We start from the raw sequence: 20,435 nt of genomic DNA on the forward strand, positions 1-20,435 counted from the left end.
ATCAGGAATTCCAGATTTGCCAGGCTTTTTCGGCCTGCAGCTGAAGCATTTTTAATCCATTCATAGTATTTGCTCCGTTTTTTGCGGCAAGTTCCAGGAATTTAGTAGTGGAAGGGTTGTAGATAAGGTCGTATGCAAGGTGATTTTCAGTGAACAGGTGGTAAGGAAGATCGGGACTATTTTCAATATTGGGAAAAGTGCCCACGGGAGTAGTGTTAACTACAATTTTAAATTTTTCAAATATCTCTTCGGAAAGATCGCTGTAGCCCAATTGATTCTTTTCAGGAGAGCGGGAAACATATTTATATATAATTCCTGATTTTTTTAATGCGAATGCCACCGCTTTCGAGGCACCACCCGTTCCAAGAATCAGAGCATGGGAATGGCCATTTTTTAGCAGAGGTTTTAAAGATTCACTAAAACCATAAAAATCTGTATTGAAGCCTTTTAAAATTCCGTCTTTTTCAATTTTAATAGTATTAACAGCTCCTATTTTTTCAGCATTTTCATCCAGTACATCCAGGTAGCTTATCACTTCCTGCTTGTAGGGAATAGTGACATTCATGCCATTTAAATCTTTGCTTTGCTGAATTATATCGGGGAAATCTCTTATTTCAGGTATATCAAAATTGCGATATTCGGCATCTATGTTTTCCTTCTGGAACTTTTCAGAAAAATAAGCTTTTGAAAATGAATAATCAATATTTCTCCCCAGGAGTCCGTATAATTTCATGCTTTAGAATTCTTTTTTTCATACCATGCTAACGCAAGCACAATAGCTATTCCTACTAAAATAAATAAAATTGCGATCCATGTTTCAGGATTGCCAAAATCTGGAAAATAACGATCGTAATTATCAATAATTTGATCACCACCGCTATCTAACAGAACCTTGCCTTCCGGATCTTGCTTAAAAATTTTTTCTTTCCACGGCCAAACCACACCTAGGGAACCGGTAATAAAGCCAATTATCATGGCAAAGGTGTCTTTTTTATAGTATTTTAAAACATAACCCAGAAGGTGGGAGAGAGAGACCAGGCCTGCAAGTGATCCCAGCGTAAATATCGCCAGTACCTTTAAGAGCCTGATGCGTTCATCGGTAAAAGAAAAATCCAGGCTTATCACATCTGCAATGGTATTGTACAGGGTGTTCACCGAATCTACCAGAAGCAGGACATAATTTCCCATTAAAATGAGAATAAATGATCCGGAAAGCCCCGGGAGCGTCATTCCCGAAACACTTATAATTCCGCAGAAAAAAACGAACCAAAGGTTATCGTTTTGCTTAGCCGGTTCCAGAAAACTTATGGCTGCACCCAGTGTAATGCCAAGGAAAACAAATATCAGACTTCTTTTGCTCCACTCTTCAAAATCTTTGCTGATGTAATAAACGGAGCCGATAATCATTCCGAAAAAGGCAGACCAAACATACAATTCGTAATGAACAATCAGGTAATCCAGGAGTTTTGAAACACTAAAATAGCTAATGAGCATCCCCAGAATGAGCAGTCCCAGAAACTTCCCGTTTATATATTGAAAGAGGCTTTTAAATCTGCCGCTAATAAGTAGTTTGAAAGCTTTTAAATTTATTTTTTGCAGGGAATAAATAAATTCTTCATAAAACCCGGCAACAAAAGCAACCACGCCTCCGGAAACCCCGGGAACCTTATTTGCAGCTCCCATGGCAAGGCCCTTGAGCACCAGAAAAAATTTATCAGTGAAGGTCCTTGTTTGCTGCATTATTCGCTCAAAGGTTTTTGAGTGGCAAAATGCTCCAAAGCTATAATTAAAATAAAGCCGGTCATCATAAGTATAACTGCAAAGAGAGTTTGCGGGTCTCCGGGAAAATTCCACGGCAGCACCGATGTTTCCCTTACCACCATTTCTTTATCTCCAAAGACTGCAGTTTCCAGTACTTTCTTCCAGGGCCAGATTTTATTAAGTGAACCGGCAATAAAACCAGTAAGAACAGCAAGGGTGATGGTGCTGTAATTATTAAAAAGCCACTTTAAAAGTTTAGAAAACGATAGCAGCCCAAAAACTGCACCTATAGCCACAATCGCCAGGGTTTTAAGATCAAAATCATGGGCGGCTTCAGTAATGGTTTTATATGCTCCTAAAAGCAGTAAAATAAAAGCTCCTGAAATGCCCGGCAGGATCATGGCGCAAACTGCTATGGCACCGGCAAAAAACAGGAAGAGTGAACTGGTATTTCCCGCCATTGGAGGCAGGGAGACAATATAAAAAGCAACTGCAGCCCCTGTTAATAATGCCAGAATCACTTTGAAATTCCATGTGGGGATTTGTTTGCCCACAAACCAGATACTTGAAAGTACCAGTCCAAAAAAGAATGACCAGATAAGAACCGGGTGTTCTTCCAGTAGGTAATTGGTAAGTTGCATAAGGGTAAAAACACTTATAAGAATGCCAGAAAGAAGTGCAACCAGAAAAGAACCGTTTAACTGCTTCCACATTATTGAAAAACCATCGTTCCTCCAGGTTTTCAACAGCGAAATATTTACTCCCCCAATAGTGGTGATTAACTCTTCATAAATTCCGGAAATAAAAGCTATAGTGCCTCCCGAAACTCCGGGAACCACATCTGCTGCCCCCATGGCAACACCTTTTAAGGTTATAGTGAAATAATCTCTGAAGCTTCGCTGCATGCCCTGTAGTTAGATTTTAGCCAAAGGTATAAAAAAGTTCAAGGCTTAAAGTTTAAAGTTTATAGTTAAATAAGGCAGTAATTCCACCTAGACACTGTGTAGGGTTGTAGTATCACAGGTGGAAAATTTGGAATTTTAAACCTGGTTTGATGTTAGAGAGATAAAGGGCAAGTCTATTATTTCATATTTGGCGGGGATAAGGTTAAAGAACAAATTGCTCATCTGGAGGTAATAGAATTTAAATAAAGTGGTTAAACCAATTTGCAGCAAAAACGGGATAATATTACGTCCCATTCAGGTAAAAGAAGTTTATGCAATAATATTATTAACAACAATATCCGCACAATAAAAACCTATTGAAAAGATCCTGATTCCGGATCCTTCAGGAGGTTTTTATATAGGCATTTATAAGGTCTTTAACGCTTTTCCTTCTGAATATTTTTGGAAAAAGCTCTTCAATTATGATATAATATTCAGCGTCTACGCGCAAGGCTTTTTTAAGGTGATAATAAGCTTTATCTGCTTCATTTAAACAGAAATAAAGACCGGAAAGCCGATAATCAATTTCTGCTGTTTCAGGATAAAATTCCGTAGCCTGCAACAGGTTTTGTACCGCAATTTCATATTCGCCAAGGTCGATAAGTATATCGCACCTTCTAATCCAGGTTTCCAGTTCATAATTGCCTAATTCCAGGCTTTTCTTATAACCCTGTTCTGCCTCTTCATAAAAACTAAGCCGACTGTTGATTTTGGCATATCGCTTCCAGTAAAGCACATTTTCTTCATCAATACTAATAGCTTTATTAATGTAGTACAGCGCTTTTTTAAAATTAAGTTTTCTAATATAGAAATCGGTTATAGCAATCCACCCTTTATCCAGCAAAGGATCTTCGTGTACGGTTTTGCGGTAATTTTTAAGGGCGAGTTCATCGGCTCCCAGTTTTTCGTAACACTTCCCTATGCGTAAATATGCAAATGATGTGGGATCATCCAGCTTAAGAGTAATCTTATAATTTTCGATAGCCTCATTAAACTTTCCCAGTTTTTCAAGAACTTTCCCTTTTTCTAGATAAGCACCTACAAAATAATCATCGCTGATGATGGCAAAATCAAATGCTGCCAGGGCTTTTTCATATTCTTTAAGATCAAAATATTGTTTTCCCACCTGGTGCCATGCCACTTCACAATACGGATTTTTATTCAGGTACATGTTAAGATAAGCTATAGCCTCTTCTTTTTGTTCAAGAAAATCAAAACAATACATAATATTGTACAAAGCCGAATAGTCTTCTTCATCGGCCTCCAGACATTTCATAAAGCTATACTTGGCATTATCAAAATCTTCAAGAAATAAATATTCCATCCCAATCAGGGAATGTATATCGGCCTCATCAAGTGTTATTTCCAATGCTTTTTCCAAAACATCAATAGCATCCTGGTGCTCGTCCCTTTTTGAAAGAATTTGTGCTTTTTGAATATAAATCTCTTCATTAGAAGCTTCCAGTTCCTGTAATTCATTTAACAGGCCATCGGCCATATCAAGTTTATCTTCAAAAACAAGAATTTCAACTTTAAACAATTTAAGGTTTATGGAAGTAGGGTGTTGTGCCAATCCCAGCTTCACGGCTTTTTTTGCTAATGCAATTTTGCCATTCTCCAAATAATGATGAATTATATTCTCGAACTCATTAGAGTCAAAGAAAAGCACATCATTTGTTTTAAGCATTGATTCGAAGCGGGTAAGCGAGAAATTGTTTTCTTCGTTATGGCTTAATTGCATAAACAAGTTATTACGGGATTTCTACAGTATTAAAATTATAAATCATTATAAGCTCTTCACGCGCAGTTTGATATTGTTGTTAACAAACTAATTAACAGTAAAGCTAATGATTTAATCCGTTTAGAACGTCAATAATAATGCCACATCCTTTTTTTATTTCTTCTTTAGAAATGGTAAGGGGAGGGGTGATACGAATGGCTTTTTTTTCAAACAAAAGCCAGAAAAGTATAAGCCCTTTATCCTTACACTGCAGGATCACCTTATTGGCAATTTCTTCCGATTCTAGAATGCATGCAAGCATAAGCCCCATTCCGCGAACCTCTGTAATTAAGGGGTGGACCAATAGCTCCCTGAACAATTTTTCCTTCTGAAGGGCTTCAGACATAAGGTTGGTTTGGGTAATTTCTCTTAAAGTGGCTAATGCAGCAGCAGCAATTACCGGGTTTCCGCCAAAAGTGGTTATATGACCCATTTTTGGATTATCACTTAGCAAATTCATTAGTTTTTCTGAAGCTGAAAAGGCCCCCACAGGCATTCCTCCGCCCATGCCTTTGCCCAATGCCACAATGTCTGGTTCCACCTCAAAATTTTCAAACCCGAAAAGTTTGCCTGTCCTCCCAAATCCGGGCTGAATTTCATCCAATATCAGCAAGGCGCCAACTTCTGAACAACGCTGCTTTACCTTTTTCAAAAAGTTATTCTGCGGAAGAATAAAACCTGCGCCACCCTGGATTGTTTCCAGAATTACTGCCGCGGTTTTTTCGGTTATTTTTTCTAAGTCTCCCTCTATGTTAAATTTCAGGAAAGAAATATCACCTATTAAAGGACGAAACGGTGCCATACGCTCTTCCATACTCATGAGGCTGAGGGAACCCATGGTATTACCGTGATAGGCGTTTCTGGCAGCGATAATTTCAGATCTTCCCGTGGCTCTCCTGGCAAGTTTTAATGAACCTTCAATTGCTTCGGTACCGGAATTGGTGAGATAAGTTTTACTCAATTTTCCCGGTAAATAAGTGGCCAGTAAAGTGCTTAATTCCACTGCCGGTTCCTGGGCATATTCTCCATACACCATAACGTGCAGGTACTTTTGTGCCTGTTCCTTAATAGCTTTAACCACAGCAGGGTGACAATGGCCAAGGGAACAGGATGATACGCCTGCCACAAAGTCAAGATGTTTTCGCCCGTCTGTAGTATAAATGTAAGAGCCTTTTGCTTTAAAGACTTCCAGGGCAAGCGGGTGCGGCGTGGTTTGTGCCTGGTATTTTAGAAAATTATTTTTCAATTTTCGTCTTATTTTTCCTGATTTTTCTGCGGAAGGTTGCCTGCAGGTTCATTGCCCGGCAAAGAATCTGTCGCTGGCGGTATAGTGTCTGTAATATTTTGCTGATTTGGTAGCGGTGACATTTCAGGAATAACAGCTTCAGTGGAATCCTGGGATTTTTCATTCTGAAGGTCCTCCGGGCCTAACCTGGAATTTTCATTCAGGAGTAAGTCATCTTCTTCGCGTTCATCAAAAAATTCCTCTTGTTCTTCAGGAAGGGGAATTCCTTCAATTTTAACTAATTCCGGGGCAGGTTTTCCGGCAAACAAATCTTCTTTTGTAATTAGCCTTTCTTCTCCCCGCCAGTTAAACCCTGTTAGTTCCCGTTGATTAATCGGGTATTCTTCTTCAGGAGTAAGCGCACCTTCCGGATTGTCAAAATAATAAATATCTTCAATTTGCCTGTTATTAAGTAAGATCCTGATAGAACTGGAAACCGCTCTGTTAATACCTAAAAGCTCCTGGTCTTCATTCCGCATGTAATTCAGTGTTTCCGTATTCTTATTGATGTCAACCTGGTAAATTTCATTATCACGGAAAAGGCCGGCCAGCTCCATACCTTTTACCTGATTATATCCTTTTATGGTGTCTTTCTGTATAAGAAAAGCATTATTAAAGACAAAGAGGGAATCCAGTTGTTCCGTTTCGGGGTTACTTTTAAGATGAATAGTATCACCTGTCATTTGACTTTCGCCAGACCACAATACAGGACTCCTAAGTTTGGAGACCGAAGTAACCGGGCCTGAATTTAAATTTATTAATTTTGTGAGACCCGTTTTCTGGTCCACATATATAGAATCACTTTTTCCGCTCATACTGGTTTTAAAGAGCCGAACATCGTAAAATCCACGGATCACCCTTTTTTCAGGCTCTCCGGTAATCATTAAGGTGTCACTGTGAATAAATACCGAATCCTGGTCCTGAAGAGTGGCTGCCAAAGGCCTTTTGGTAATAATCACCGAGTCCCGGTCCCGAAAAACTTCAGCATAATGCCCCGTTACCACACTGCTGTTTATGGTATCGGTGACTTTTATGTTATTGGTGGCAGAGGCAAAATTCCGACTTCTGTCAAAATACAGACTATCTCCCTCCACAATCCGGTTTTCATAATCTATTCTTGAATTTTTAACAAAGTAGCCTTCATCTGCACGCGTATCGTAAAATCCGCGTTCACAGTAAACAGTACTTGTTTCACTTTGAATAACCGTGGGCCCGTAGAAATAGGCGTGCCCAGTTTCGGAATACATATCCATCTGGCTGGAAGTAATTTCATATTCCGGATTTGTAATAACAACTTTGGAAACAAAAGTATATTTATCATCAGTCATATAATATCTTCCAATACGGCTGGTAAGGACATAAGCAGTATCTATTACTTTTCCGCCACTGCGGTAATAAGCCTGTTGTTTTACCCGGTCAAAAAATAAGGTATCTGTTTTTAGGGTGGTTTGCGGCCTTTTCATTACCACATCGCCACTGGCAAAGGCAAATTGCGTGGTGCCATTATACTCGGCATACTTACTGGCCATGCTGACGGTATCTCCCTGGGTCATTCTAACATTACCAAATGCCTTAAAGAAGTTTGCTTCATTGTAAAAAACGGCATTGTCACACCATACTTCAATCCCCTGGTGGGTAAAGTGTACCTGGTCTTCCACTTTACTCAGGATGATAGCGCCAGGGTATCGTTCTTCATTTTTTACCTGCCTGTCACTGGTGTAATCTATTTTTTTTGCTTCCTGGGCATTGATAAAACCAGAGCTTAAAATAAACAGGAGCATTAGAAATGAAAATAAATTCTTCAATAGAAAATTTTTGGAGTAAAAATAGGAAAAATCAGGTTAAAAGAGTAAGCATCTATAACCTCTTTACTCCAAATTTGTGATCAAGAAGTAGACCATTAATCAAAGTATGTTCTGCAACTGGCGCCAGTAATTTGTTAATGAAACCTGAATAAAACCAAAAGATTTCTAAAAATTGGCATTATTTAGTATTTGTTAGGTTCCTTTAAGAAAACATTAACTGCTGTTTAAAATCCTGCAGCAGATTCCCTTCGTATGTTTAAGCGTGAACTAAAAATTTTAATTATGAAGAAACCAGTTGTAAAGGTCGATTTTGTAGATGAATCGCCTAAAAATGGAAAATTTAAATCCCGGAGAAGATTTATCAAATTGGGTGGTCTTGCTTTTGCAGGCTCCAGTTTTTTAATGTACTCCTGTAGTGAAGACGATGATTTTAATCCGGCAGGGGAAGGACCTGATCCGGAGCCAGAACCAGAGGAGCCGGAAGAACCAGAGGAGCCAGAAGAGCCCGCAGCTTTCGACCTTGGAAGTGGTGATGTAGGAATCCTTAATTATGCTTTCGCTCTGGAACAACTTGAAGCTGCTTTTTATGGAGCGGTGAGAGGAGGTTCTTATTATAGTGGAGCTCCAGATAATGAAAAAGCTGTTATTGATGCTTTATATAATCATGAGGTTATTCACCGTGAATTTTTTAGAACAGCAATTACAGCTGCCGTAGGTGATGGAAATGAAGATATGGTATTGCCAGATCTTGAATTCAACTTAGATTCTGTGGATCTTAGTAGTCGTCAGGAAGTACTGGAAACTGCACTTCTTCTTGAAAATACAGGTGTAGGAGCATATAATGGTGCCGGAGACAGACTTGAAACTACAGATTATTTAGTTATTGCTGGTAAAATTGTTTCTGTTGAAGCAAGACATGCCGCGGCAGTTTATGAATTGCTAAATCCAGATAGTGGTATTGCAGCTGAAGAAACCATTGATGAAAATGGCCTTGATGATGCAAACGATCCTTCAACTGTGATTGAAGCTGCAGGAGGATTTATTACTACAGAATTCACTGCCACACAGTTGCCAGAACCAATGACGTCGTAACCACTAATCCCTAAAAAGAAAAAATTATGAGTATTATAAAGATGTTGGATGGATTTTCATCCGAAAATTTAATGAAAAAGAAGAGCTCGAGGCGTGAAATGTTCAATACCCTGGGTTCTTTTGGAAAAAAAGCAGCAGCGGCAGCTGTTCCTTTTGGATTGGCAACTAACAAAGCAAAAGCGGCAGCTTTCTTCCAGGAAGGAACAAGCCCGGTGGAGGCTTTGCAATTCGCACTTCTTCTAGAGCGATTGGAAAACCAATTTTACCTAATGGCTCTTGAATCTGGAGTACTTGATGGTAGACCTGCAAGAGCTGAACAGGTATTTATGGATATATCTGCCCATGAATCTGCACATGTTGATTTTCTTGTAGCGAATTTAACTGATGCGGGAGTAGATGTAAGTGCGGAGCCTACATTCGATTTTACTGCCGGAGGTACTTTTGATCCATTTAATACTAATGGAAATGCTGATGCTTCTTACGCACAATTACTTGCATTAGCACAGGCATTTGAAGATACAGGAGTAAGGGCCTATAAAGGTCAGGCACCAAATTTAATGAATACCCCTTATTTGGAACCAGCTCTTCAAATTCACTCTGTAGAAGCAAGGCATGCTTCTGCTATTAGAAGAATAAGAGGAACTCAAGGTTGGATTACAGGCAATGGCGATAATGCTATGGCTCCTAATGTACAGGCTGCAATGGATGCCTACGAAATGGTTTATGCAGGAGAAGGAGTGACAACTCAAGGAGGTGTTGATCTTACCACATTGGACTATAGCGGACCCAGTGGAAATGATGCTATAGTTGGAGATATGACTGAAGCTATTACCCAGGCTTTTGACGAACCATTAGGAATGGAAGATGTTAATATGATAGCAAGTCTGTTTATTGCTGCTGATGACAGCGAAGACAGTGATAACTAATTGAAGTTCACAAAATTGAAATAGTGAAAAGGCTGCTTCGAGAGAAGCAGCCTTTTTTAATATCATTTAATCAGCAGTAGTAAAAAAACTAAAGCTTAATAGTTTGCTTTCTGTCTGGTCCTACAGAAACAACAGATATAGGTACCTGTAATTCTTTTTCAAGAAATTTTACATAACCATTAAATTCTTCAGGTAATTCTGAAGCTTCCGTCATTTTTGTTAAATCTGCAGACCAGCCTTTTATTTCAGTGTAAACAGGAGTCACATTTTCAGCTTCAATATTATAAGGCAAATGTTTTATTTCTTCACCCCGGTAATTATAGGCAGTACAAACTTTTAAAGTATCAAATCCGCTTAAAACATCACCTTTCATCATAATAAGTTGGGTAATCCCGTTTACCTGTACGGCATATTTTAAAGCCACAAGGTCCAGCCATCCACATCTTCTTGCTCTACCGGTAGTAGCACCAAACTCATTACCTACACGGCCCATGGTTTCACCATCTTCATCAAAAAGTTCGGTAGGAAAGGGGCCGCTACCCACGCGGGTGGTATAGGCTTTAAAAATACCGAAAGCCTCACCAATTTGCCGTGGTGCTACTCCCAAACCGGTACAGGCACCGGCTGCGGTGGTATTAGATGAGGTTACAAAGGGATAAGTTCCAAAATCTATATCCAGCAAAGAACCCTGTGCGCCCTCAGCAAGGACAGTTTTTCCTTCTGCCTGTGCTTTTTGCAGATAATCTTCACTGTCTATAAATGTTAGTTGTTTCAGGACTTTCACCGAATCAAAAAATTCTTTTTCCAGTTCAGCAAGATCGTATTGAACATCTACATTGTAGAATTCAATCATTTTTTCATGCTTATTGGCCAGGGAACGGTATTTCTCTTCCCAGTTATCCAGTTCCAGGTCTCCAACCCTAATTCCGTTTCTACCGGTTTTGTCCATATAAGTAGGGCCAATACCTTTAAGTGTGGAGCCTATTTTAGCCTTTCCTTTGGAAGCTTCGGAAGCTGCATCCAAAAGCCTGTGAGTTGGCAGGATAACATGTGCTTTTCTGGAGATAAGCAGATTAGTTTTGTAATCAATATTATGCCTGTCCAGATTTTTAAGTTCTTTATGGAAAATTACAGGATCTATAACCACCCCGTTACCTACAAGATTAATGGTGTCCGAATGAAAAATTCCGGAGGGAATAGTGTGTAAAACATGCTTTTGACCATCAAACTCCAATGTGTGACCTGCATTTGGCCCACCCTGGAATCTTGCTATAATATTATATTTGGAAGTGAATACATCAACAATTTTTCCTTTTCCTTCGTCGCCCCACTGGAGCCCGAGAAGTAAATCTACCGCCATGAAATTTGGGTTAATTAGTTCCTTTTTTGTTCCCGTAAAAATATAAAGAATGTTTGGTAATTTCTATATCAAAAACCTCTTCTATGGTTTTTTTGATGGATTGGATGCGGGGGTCGCAAAATTCTATCACTTCTCCCGTGTCGGTAAGGATAACATGATCATGCTGCCGGTCAAAATAAGATTTTTCGTACTGAGACTGATTTTGGCCGAACTGATGCTTTCTTACAAGACCGCAACCCAGTAGTAATTCTATAGTATTGTAGAGGGTGGCCCGGCTTACACGGTATTTTTTATTCTTCATTTTGATATATAAAGATTCAATATCAAAATGGTCATCATTGTTATAGATTTCCTGAAGTATAGCAAAACGTTCAGGTGTTTTTCTATGTCCTTTGTCCTCCAGGTACTTGGTAAATACATTCTTTACGACCGCCTGATCGTTCTTATTTACAACTTTTTTACTCATAATTCTTCCTCCAAAAGCAAATGTATGGGATTATTCACGGGTAACCTTATCTATGCCGTTAATTTTTTTAAGGCGGTTAATGATTGTATTAAGAATAGAATTATTTTTTACCACAAGTGTAATTCTACCATTAAAAACGCCATCTGAACTATCAAAATTAATATTTTTCATGTTCACGTTCATGTTACTGGAAATCTCTTTAGAGATCTCGCTTACTAATCCCAGGTTATCAATTCCGGATAACCTGATTACCGCTTTAAAATCTTGCTGGGAACTGTCTATCCATTTCGCGGGAATTATACGATAGGCATAATTACTTTGTAGCTGGATAGCATTAGGACAATCTTTTTTATGCACTTTAATCCCGTCACTAACAGTTACAAAACCAAAGACATTATCCCCGGGAATGGGATTGCAGCAACTGGCCAGCTTGTAATCCAGGGTTTCATCCTGATCTTTTCCGAAAACCAGCTGATCGTATTTTGCAGTAATCTCATCTTTATTAAGGTCTTCGGCAATTACAGGTTTTTTAATTTTCCTTTTGATGTAACTTACCAGGGCATTGCTGCGGGAAGAAGCGAATTCCTTAATTTTTTGATTGTCTATTTTGCCAATTCCCACACGATAGAAAAGATCCAGGCTGGTCTTTAAATGAAAATAAACCACCAGCTCATTAATCGTCTTTTCATTAAAAGCGATCTTCTGGGATTTTAGCTTTCGGTTTAATATTGCTTTTCCTTCTTCAGCAATTTCCTTTTTCTCTTCTTTTAGAGAAGATTTTATTTTTGCCCTTGCCCGGGCAGTATTGGCATAATCCAGCCAGTTAATATTTGGCTGGGCATTATCAGAAGTAATAATTTCTACCTGGTCTCCACTTTTTAATTCATGACTTAACGGCACCAGCTTATTGTTTACACGTGCTCCGCGGGTATGTGTTCCAACTTCAGTGTGGATACTGAATGCAAAATCCAGAGGAGTAGCACCTTTGGGTAAGGATTTTAAATCCCCCTGCGGAGTAAAAACAAATATTTCCTTGGCATAAAGGTTCAGCTTAAACTGCTCTACAAAATCCACAGCGTTTACATCGGGATTTTCCAGCGCTTCCTGTAAACGATTCAGCCACTCTTCAATTCCCTGTTCTTCCTGCACATTGCCCTGTTTATATTTATAATGGGCGGCATAGCCTTTTTCGGCAATTTCATTCATACGCTCACTCCTAATCTGCACTTCTACCCAGCGGCCTTTAGGTCCCATTACGGTAATATGAAGCGCTTCATAGCCGGTAGATTTTGGAGAAGAAATCCAATCCCTTAACCTGGTGGGGTTAGGCCGGAAATGGTCGGTAACAATAGAATAAATTTTCCAGGCGAAGAATTTTTCTTCATAAGCTTCGCTTTTGTAAATAATCCTGATCGCAAATTTATCATACACCTCATCAAAACTCACATTTTGATTTTGCATCTTGCGGTGGATGGAAAAGATGGACTTTGGCCGGCCTTTTATTTCATATTTGAAATCTTCTTTTTGAAGGGAATCTTCTATAACCCCGGAGAATTGTTTAATATAAATGTCCTGTTCCTCCTTACTCTCTTTGATTTTGGTGAGAATGTCCTGGTAAACTTCAGGTTCGGTATATTTAAGGCCAAGGTCTTCCAGCTCGGTTTTAATGTTATAAAGCCCAATCCTGTGGGCCATGGGGGCATAAATGTATAGCGTTTCCGAAGCAATTTTTACCTGCTTATCGGGGCGCATGGCATCCATGGTTTGCATATTGTGCAGGCGGTCTGCAATCTTTATAATTATTACCCTTATGTCATCATTCAGGGTAAGGAGCATTTTTCTGAAGTTTTCAGCCTGCAGGGAAACATCCTTATCTTTTTTAAGGCTGGAAATTTTTGTAAGGCCCTCTACAATTTTAGCCACTGTTTCCCCAAACATTTTTTTGATGTCTTCAAACGTATAAGATGTATCTTCAACCACATCATGTAAAAGTGCGGCGGCAATAGAAGTGGCATCCAGCCCGATTTCTGAAGCAACTATTTTGGCTACGGCAATAGGATGAAAAATATAAGCCTCACCGGATTTTCGACGCTGATCCTTATGCGCGTCCACGGCAATATCAAAAGCAGACCGGATAAGCTTTTTGTCCTCATCAGTCAGGGTTTGGTAACTTATTCTCAGGAGTTCCTTGTACTGCCTTGCAATATCTTTATTTTCTTTCTTTATGGCCGCTTCTGTCATCATGTTTTAAAAATACAATTAAGATTGTAAAGAACAACTAGGCAAATCCTCTTAAATTCCTGTACCGCTGCAATAATGTTGGGTGGGAATAATGTACTTTTACATAAGCTTTATGCGGGGTTAGATTGCTCAGGCTGTTTTTTGAAAGTTTTTTAAGGCTCGAAACCAGGAAATTCCCGTTGTAGGTGTTGCGTGCAAAATCATCGGCCTGATATTCAAATTTCCTGGAAAGATAGTTCATAATAAAGCCGGTTAATTCTGAAATGGGGCTGTATAAAATTCCGAAGGCTATAAGACCAATATGAAAACTGGCAATTTCCACTCCCAATGCAGCTGAAAGTTCCGGGCTTCCCACAAATAGTGAAAGCAGCCAGAGGGTGAAGCCTGTGGTTAAAATTGACGCCGCCATGTTTACAATAATATGTTTTTTCTTATAATGCCCAACTTCATGAGCCAGGACGGCCACAATTTCTTCTTCTTCAAGATCGTTAACCAATGTATCATAAAGGGTAATGCGCTTTTCACTTCCAAAACCGGAAAAATAAGCGTTGGCTTTAGTGCTTCTTTTGGAACCATCTATTACAAAGATATTGTCCAGCTTAAAACCAACGCTCTGTGCATATTCTTCAATTTTGGTGCGAAGGGAACCTTCGGGCAACGGGGTTTGTTTGTTGAAAAGCGGGACGATTAGTTTCGCATAAAACATATTCATAAAGATGGCGAATACCGCCACCAGGATCCAGGCATACCACCAGAAATTATCTCCGGCAATCTGGTAAAACCAAACGATAAGCGCCAGAATTCCGCCGCCAACAACTGCCGTCATCAACCAGCCCTTAATTTTATCAAGAAAAAAGGTCTTTTTGGTAGTTTTGTTGAAGCCGTATTTATCTTCAATTACAAAAGTACTGTACCAGGAAAACGGAATCATAAGAATATCGCTGCCAAACATGATGATTCCGAAGAAAATAAGGGCTATAAGAATAGAATTATCGGCGATTGTCCTGGCGATTTGATCTACGAAGGCAAAACCGTCAAAAATGATAAACGCAAGCGTAAGCAAAACCGAAAATGTAGAGGTGATCAATCCAAATTTATAGCGCTCTTTTTTATAGCGCTGGGATTTTTCATATTCTTCAGGGTTATAAACATCGTTCAGTTCCCGCGGAACGGGATCATCAAAGTGCCGGGCATTTAAGGTGTCCAGAACTTTATCGAAAATAAAATCGATAATGATAATTACTATTATGATATAGTATATAGTTAATGGATTCAATTGCGCTTAGGTTTATGTTGAAAATTATAATTCTACTTATTTATGTGCGGATCAAGATTATAGACCGCTTCGCTGCAAGAAACAAGAATAATTACTTGATCGTAACTAACAGATGATATTTTCAAATTTTTAGTCATCTCTTCAGAAAGAATGTAAAACGGAAACACAGCAAAAGTGATTTTTGAAAAAAAGCAACAGCTTCAAATCGTGGATCCATATAACTTTTCTAACCTCTAATATCTCGTTTCTAAATTCTAAAATTTCTCTGCCTTTTTGCTTCAAAAATAAGGATTCCCGCGGCTACTGAAACATTCATGGAATCTATTTCCCCGCTCATGGGAATTATTATATTCTGAGTTGAATTTTTTAGCCATTCTTCACTTAAGCCCGTCGCTTCTGTGCCTACCACGATTGCTGTACTTTCAGTAAAATTTATTTCTGAATAAGTTTTAGAAGACTGCAAAGCGGCAGCATAAATATTGATGTTTTGTCGTTGAAGAAACGAAATAATTTCAGCAGTGCTGCCGGTGGCAACATTATTCGTGAAAACGCAGCCAACACTGGACCTTATAATGTTTGGGTTGAATAAATCTGTTTTGGGATTGGCTATTAAAACAGCATCTACTTTTGCAGCGTCTGCAGTTCTTAACAAGGCACCAATATTACCGGGCTTTTCCGGGGCTTCAGCCACCAAAATCAATGGTTTTTCTGAAGAAAATTTTAAATCGTCCAAAGGAGTGTTTTTGGATTTGAAAACAGCAATAATTCCTTCAGTGCTGCTGCGGTAGGCTATTTTTTTATAAACTTCAGAAGAAATCTCAACTATATCTGGCTGAAAACCGGCATTTTCAGTTAAAGATGAAATTTCTTCCGCAGGAAATAATTCGGCGCAAAAATAAAGTTCCTGTATTGAAAAACCTCCTTTAATGGCCAAGCCAGTTTCCCTGATTCCTTCAACTACAAAAACACCTTCTTTTTTCCTGTTCCGGGATTTTTCCTGTAATTGAAGCAGGCGCTTAATGGCAACATTTTGAGGACTGGAAATTTGCTTGTGCATGGCGTAAAAATAAGCAGATAATCCTTTAAAAAAAGAAAGCCTCCAAAAATTTCGAAGGCCACTCTTAAATTAACTAATTAAGTCATTTGCTTTGCCTTTCATATTTGTTCATATACCGTTTCCACAACTCTGTTTGGTGAGTTTCCAGGCTTACTTCCCGTCCCTGAATAAAGACATGGCTCAAAATATTGGTTCTCATATCCAGCGCATCACCTTCAGATATAAACAATGTGGCGTCTTTTCCTTTTTCTAAAGTGCCTGCCATATCATCAATACCAAGAATTTTGGCATTGTTTATAGTTATTAATTTCAATGCTTCTTCCTTTTCCAAACCAAATGCGGCTACGGTACCGGCATAAAATGGCAGATTTCGGGTGCTCATTCTTTCCATACTCCCGCTGGTTTCCAGGCCAACAAGGAGGCCTTTATCCACAAGTAATTTTGCCAGTTTGTATGGCATATCATAATCATTATCTTCCTCTTCAGGGGTTCTATGTGGGCGGTTTACCAATACCGGAATTTTATTTTCTTTCAGCTTATCTGCAACGGCAAGTGCCTGATCACCGCCTACTACTACCAGTTCGTTCAGGTTATGGTCTTTTTTAAACTGAATTACATCTGTAATTTCTTTCTCGCCATCCACATGAATAAATACTTTTTTCTTTCCGTTAAAAACATTCTCCATGGCAGCATAGGGCAGGTTTTCAATATTCCTGTCGCCGTTAAGGTATGCTTTGGCGGCCGCGAAAAAATCAGAAAGTTCAAGAACCTCATTTTTATATTCTTTGTTTTCTTTCATTCCGCGTGCTTCGCCTTCCCACCAGCGGCCTCTTCTAAAACTGTCCGGCCAATTAATGTGCAAACCATCATTTTCCTTCATAACGGCATCTTCCCAGTTCCAGGCATCAAACTGCACAATAGAAGAAGTCCCGGAAATCCTGCCGCCACGAGGGGTAATCTGCCCAATAAGAACACCGTTTGGGCGCATGCTTTCCACCACTTTGCTTTCGGTATTATAGGCAATTAAACTTCTAATATTAGGCAGCATACTGCCAATTTCATCCTCATCATCGGTAGCTTTTACAGCATCAATTTCAACCAGTCCAAGGGTGGAATTTGGAGCGATAAAGCCTGGATAAACATGTTTTCCTTTGGCGTCAATAATCCTTCCCGGGTACTGCATTTTTGTGCTTGTGGCGTCCATTACCTGGGTAAATTTACCATCCCTGAAGATAATAAGGCTGTTCTCTATCACTTCACCGTTGCCAATATGGGCAGTGGCGCCCACGATAGTCACCGGTTCAGTTTGAGCCGCCGCCGGGGTTTGCTGTGCACTCATATTTCCGCAGAAGGAAATAAGAGCAAATATGAATGTTATATTTAAAAATTTCATTTTCAATTATTTAATGGATTTCTTCCAGCGTATTACAATGAATATGCGTTTCTTCTTTTTTAGTAACCGGCTGCGTTATCACTCCTTCATTTTTGGCTTCCAGCATTTGACCGATAAGTTCATTTCTTTGCTGCTCTATCTGCTTCCTCATTTGTTTATCACGCTCAATGTCAAAATACACCACGCCTTCAATCATGGTTTTTTCAGGTTTGGCATAAATGGAAAGCGGGTGGTTGTTCCAAAGTACTAAATCGGCATCTTTTCCGGCTTTAATACTTCCCACGCGGTCATCAATATGAAGCAGTTTTGCAGGATTCAATGTCACGAATTTCCAGGCTTCCTCTTCAGAAAGACCTCCGTATTTTACACTTTTCGCCGCTTCCTGATTTAACCTGCGGCTCATTTCGGCATCGTCACTGTTAATGGCCACGGTAATGCCCTGGCTGTGCATTATGGCTGCGTTGTAGGGAATGGCATCGTTTACTTCGTATTTGTAAGCCCACCAGTCAGAGAAGGTAGAGCCGCCAACGCCGTGCTCCTTCATCTTGTCGGCTACTTTATAACCTTCAAGAATATGGGTAAAGGTATTGATGTTAAAACCGAAGTTTTCGGCCACTTTCATCAGCATATTAATTTCACTCTGAATATAAGAGTGGGAGGTGACAAAACGTTCGCCATTAAGAATTTCAACCAAAGTTTCCATTTCAATATCTTTCCTGAAATCATCCCCGCCATTGGCTTTAGCTTCTTCATAAGCTTTAGCACGGCTAAAATAATCTGTAAAAACCTGTTCCACGCCCATCCTGGTTTGCGGAAAACGAACATTGCTGCCCCAGTTGGATTGCTTTACATTTTCCCCAAGGGCGAATTTTATAAATTTCGGAGAATTATTATAGATCATATCTTCAGCATCTTCTCCCCACTTTAATTTAACAATTGCAGAGCGCCCACCAATTGGGTTAGCTGAACCATGAAGTATTTGCATAGAAGTTACGCCACCGGCAAGGTCGTAATAAATCCCAATATCGGTAGGGTCTACCACATCTTCCATACTTACTTCGGCAGAAGAATTCTGGCCGGATTCGTTGATAGCCGAGGAGGCAAGGTGGGAGTGTTCATCTACAATCCCTGCAGTTAGATGTTTTCCCGTAGCATCTATTACTTTCGCGCGGCCGACATTAAGGTCTTTGCCAATTTTGGCAATTTTCCCGTCCTTCACCAGTACATCGGTATTTTGTAGAGTGCCTTCAGCTTCGCCCGTCCAAACTGTTGCGTTTCTAAAAAGCACGTCCTGTCGTTTGGGCAATTCTGAAAACCCGTAAGCTTTATTCGGAAAAGAGACCGGCAAAACCTCCGGATGATTTTTATCTTCTTTTTTGTCTTCTTCGGAATTTTTTTCTGCGGAAGATTTTTCGGCTGTAAAAGAAGTTTCCTTACCATCAGGAAGAATAGCTTTACCGGAAATTGTATTTGTTTCCGAAGGAATATTTGCCACCAGCCTGATAAATTCTGTTTTGGTAGTATCGGGTGATGATAGCAGCAAATTCATCCAGTTATCTTCAAAGCTGAGTTTTGAACCTATTTTGGTGTCACCTAGTTTTACTTCTGCTTTTGGCTCTGTCGGTTCTCCTGTAATATTTAGGGTATAGGAGTTACCATTTAGTTTCAGATCATATTTTCCGGTGATAGGGGTGGTACCCATATCTTCAATTATAGCCCTTTTTCCCTGCACCCAGTTTTCATAAAGACTGCTTTCTTTATCAAAATAATCTCCCGAGGTAATGATGAAATTTGCCCAGGCACCTTCTTTAATTTCACCTAATTTTCCTTCTTGCCCAATTACTTTTGCCGGAACGGTGGTTAACGCGGCAAGGGCATCTTCTTTCTTCAGGCCGTATTCTATAGCCTTCAAAAGGTTTTTATGAAAATCTTTTTCAGCATCAAGCCCGTGTGTGGTTAGTGTGAAAGGTACTTTTTTCTCCGCCAGCATTTTAAGGTTTGCCGGCGCCTGGTTCCAGTGCTTCATATCTTCAAGGCTTACGTGTTCTGCCATAAAAGGATTTTCAACATCGTAAGCATCAGGGAAATTAAGCGGAACAATATAAGTGGCGCCGCTGCTTTTCACTTTATCAAGGCGCTCAAATTCATTTCCGCTGCCAAGGATTACGTACTGGATCCCGAATTCATCCCCAATTTTATCCGCCCGGAACTCATCAAGCAGGTTATCGGTAGCGAAAATCTGCACCAGGTTTTTATTGTTGTTAAGGGCTTCCAGTGCCAAATCTGTATTATCGGCATTTCCACCGGCGTACCAGTCGGCATCTAAATAAACCTGTCTTAAAAGCGCCATGGCACCCATAATGGAAGTGGGATAGGACTGGCGGGATTGGACGCTCTTTTCAAAAGACAAATATTGTGCGGAGTACTCCTTAATAATACGGTCACCTTCAGTACCTTCAGGATTTAAGGTAGCTAAAGTTCCTGTTCCGCGGATAATTCCATCAGGAACATGTGTGTTTACCACTCCAAAACCTGCTTTATGAAGTTTAGACGCTTCTTCCTGATTATATTTGAATTCTGCAACGGCATCGGTTTCTGCACGAATATGGTCGTTCCAGTAATAACCTTCGCGGCCGGCATCATATTGCGGCTGGTCGCTGCTACTTTCGGCCCTTTCTGGCTTTGGGATTCCGAAGTCGCTGTAAAGATCAATAAATGAAGGGTAAACTTCTTTGCCTTTAAGATCTATCAACACACTATTTGCGGGCACCGAAATATTTTTACCAACGGCAGTTATTTTTCCATTCTGAATGGCAAACATGCCGTTTTGAATAACTGAAGCAGGGTTTACGTGGATTTTTGCATTTTTGAATACAGTATAATTTGTATTCCGGGATTTGACCCCGTCGTTCTTTGGGAAGTATTCCTGAGCCTGCAGTTGTGTTGCTGCAAGGAAAAGGAAACACGCCAATAGTTTTAATTTCATAAAAGCCGTGGTTTGTTTAAAATTGAATTTAAGAAGCGTTCAATTTAGCAAAATTTTAATAAA

General features: G+C 39.7%; 15 protein-coding genes. 2 read left to right on the forward strand and 13 right to left on the reverse strand.

The genetic code is table 11. The features are described 5' to 3' along the window. Window position 1: 1 nt before the first annotated feature. From RM539_RS05755 to RM539_RS05780, 6 genes are all read right to left on the reverse strand, one after another. Window positions 2-733, reverse strand: coding sequence for a shikimate dehydrogenase family protein (locus RM539_RS05755; RefSeq protein ID WP_311502477.1), 732 nt, complete (start codon window positions 731-733; stop codon window positions 2-4). Then, the gene (locus RM539_RS05760; protein WP_311502478.1) at window positions 730-1,740 is read right to left on the reverse strand and encodes a DUF368 domain-containing protein; all 1,011 of its coding nucleotides are present in this window, start codon (window positions 1,738-1,740) and stop codon (window positions 730-732) included. Before RM539_RS05760 ends, RM539_RS05755 begins: the two co-directional genes overlap by 4 nt. Beyond that, window positions 1,740-2,666 (reverse strand): DUF368 domain-containing protein, encoded by a 927-nt coding sequence (locus RM539_RS05765; protein WP_311502479.1) that lies wholly within the window; start codon window positions 2,664-2,666, stop codon window positions 1,740-1,742. Before RM539_RS05765 ends, RM539_RS05760 begins: the two co-directional genes overlap by 1 nt. A gap of 382 nt (window positions 2,667-3,048) precedes the next feature. Beyond that, a complete protein-coding gene (locus tag RM539_RS05770; RefSeq protein ID WP_311502480.1) occupies window positions 3,049-4,446 on the reverse strand; it encodes a tetratricopeptide repeat protein in 1,398 nt (465 codons plus the stop codon). A gap of 103 nt (window positions 4,447-4,549) precedes the next feature. Next, window positions 4,550-5,731, reverse strand: coding sequence for an aspartate aminotransferase family protein (locus tag RM539_RS05775; protein WP_311502481.1), 1,182 nt, complete (start codon window positions 5,729-5,731; stop codon window positions 4,550-4,552). Window positions 5,732-5,739: 8 nt separating this feature from the next. Continuing rightward, window positions 5,740-7,551 (reverse strand): OstA-like protein, encoded by a 1,812-nt coding sequence (locus tag RM539_RS05780; protein WP_311502670.1) that lies wholly within the window; start codon window positions 7,549-7,551, stop codon window positions 5,740-5,742. Between the two features lie 306 nt (window positions 7,552-7,857). Here RM539_RS05780 and RM539_RS05785 point away from each other — a divergent pair, with 306 nt between their 5' ends. Together RM539_RS05785 and RM539_RS05790 are read left to right on the forward strand one after the other, a co-directional pair. Continuing rightward, entirely contained in the window at window positions 7,858-8,667 is an 810-nt protein-coding gene (locus RM539_RS05785; RefSeq protein WP_311502482.1) for a ferritin-like domain-containing protein, read from the forward strand. A 26-nt stretch (window positions 8,668-8,693) separates the two neighbouring features. Next, window positions 8,694-9,593: a ferritin-like domain-containing protein gene (locus RM539_RS05790; protein ID WP_311502483.1), complete on the forward strand. Its 900-nt coding sequence runs from the start codon at window positions 8,694-8,696 to the stop codon at window positions 9,591-9,593. 88 nt (window positions 9,594-9,681) lie between these two features. Here RM539_RS05790 and RM539_RS05795 read toward each other — a convergent pair whose 3' ends face one another. From RM539_RS05795 to RM539_RS05825, 7 genes are all read right to left on the reverse strand, one after another. After that, window positions 9,682-10,953 (reverse strand): adenylosuccinate synthase, encoded by a 1,272-nt coding sequence (locus RM539_RS05795; protein ID WP_311502484.1) that lies wholly within the window; start codon window positions 10,951-10,953, stop codon window positions 9,682-9,684. A gap of 10 nt (window positions 10,954-10,963) precedes the next feature. Then, window positions 10,964-11,419: a Fur family transcriptional regulator gene (locus RM539_RS05800; protein WP_311502485.1), complete on the reverse strand. Its 456-nt coding sequence runs from the start codon at window positions 11,417-11,419 to the stop codon at window positions 10,964-10,966. A gap of 30 nt (window positions 11,420-11,449) precedes the next feature. Then, the gene (locus tag RM539_RS05805) at window positions 11,450-13,660 is read right to left on the reverse strand and encodes a RelA/SpoT family protein (protein ID WP_311502671.1); all 2,211 of its coding nucleotides are present in this window, start codon (window positions 13,658-13,660) and stop codon (window positions 11,450-11,452) included. 37 nt (window positions 13,661-13,697) lie between these two features. Further along, window positions 13,698-14,936, reverse strand: coding sequence for a M48 family metallopeptidase (locus RM539_RS05810; RefSeq protein WP_311502486.1), 1,239 nt, complete (start codon window positions 14,934-14,936; stop codon window positions 13,698-13,700). 247 nt (window positions 14,937-15,183) lie between these two features. Continuing rightward, window positions 15,184-15,993, reverse strand: a complete 810-nt coding sequence (locus RM539_RS05815; protein WP_311502487.1) for a TrmH family RNA methyltransferase — start codon at window positions 15,991-15,993, stop codon at window positions 15,184-15,186. An 82-nt stretch (window positions 15,994-16,075) separates the two neighbouring features. Next, a complete protein-coding gene (locus RM539_RS05820) occupies window positions 16,076-17,386 on the reverse strand; it encodes an amidohydrolase family protein (RefSeq protein WP_311502488.1) in 1,311 nt (436 codons plus the stop codon). Window positions 17,387-17,396: 10 nt separating this feature from the next. Continuing rightward, a complete protein-coding gene (locus RM539_RS05825) occupies window positions 17,397-20,372 on the reverse strand; it encodes an amidohydrolase family protein (protein WP_311502489.1) in 2,976 nt (991 codons plus the stop codon). Window positions 20,373-20,435: the final 63 nt, after the last annotated feature.

Origin of the sequence: Autumnicola musiva (genome assembly GCF_031846585.1) — a bacterium.
In the GTDB taxonomy this organism is placed as follows: domain Bacteria; phylum Bacteroidota; class Bacteroidia; order Flavobacteriales; family Flavobacteriaceae; genus Autumnicola; species Autumnicola musiva.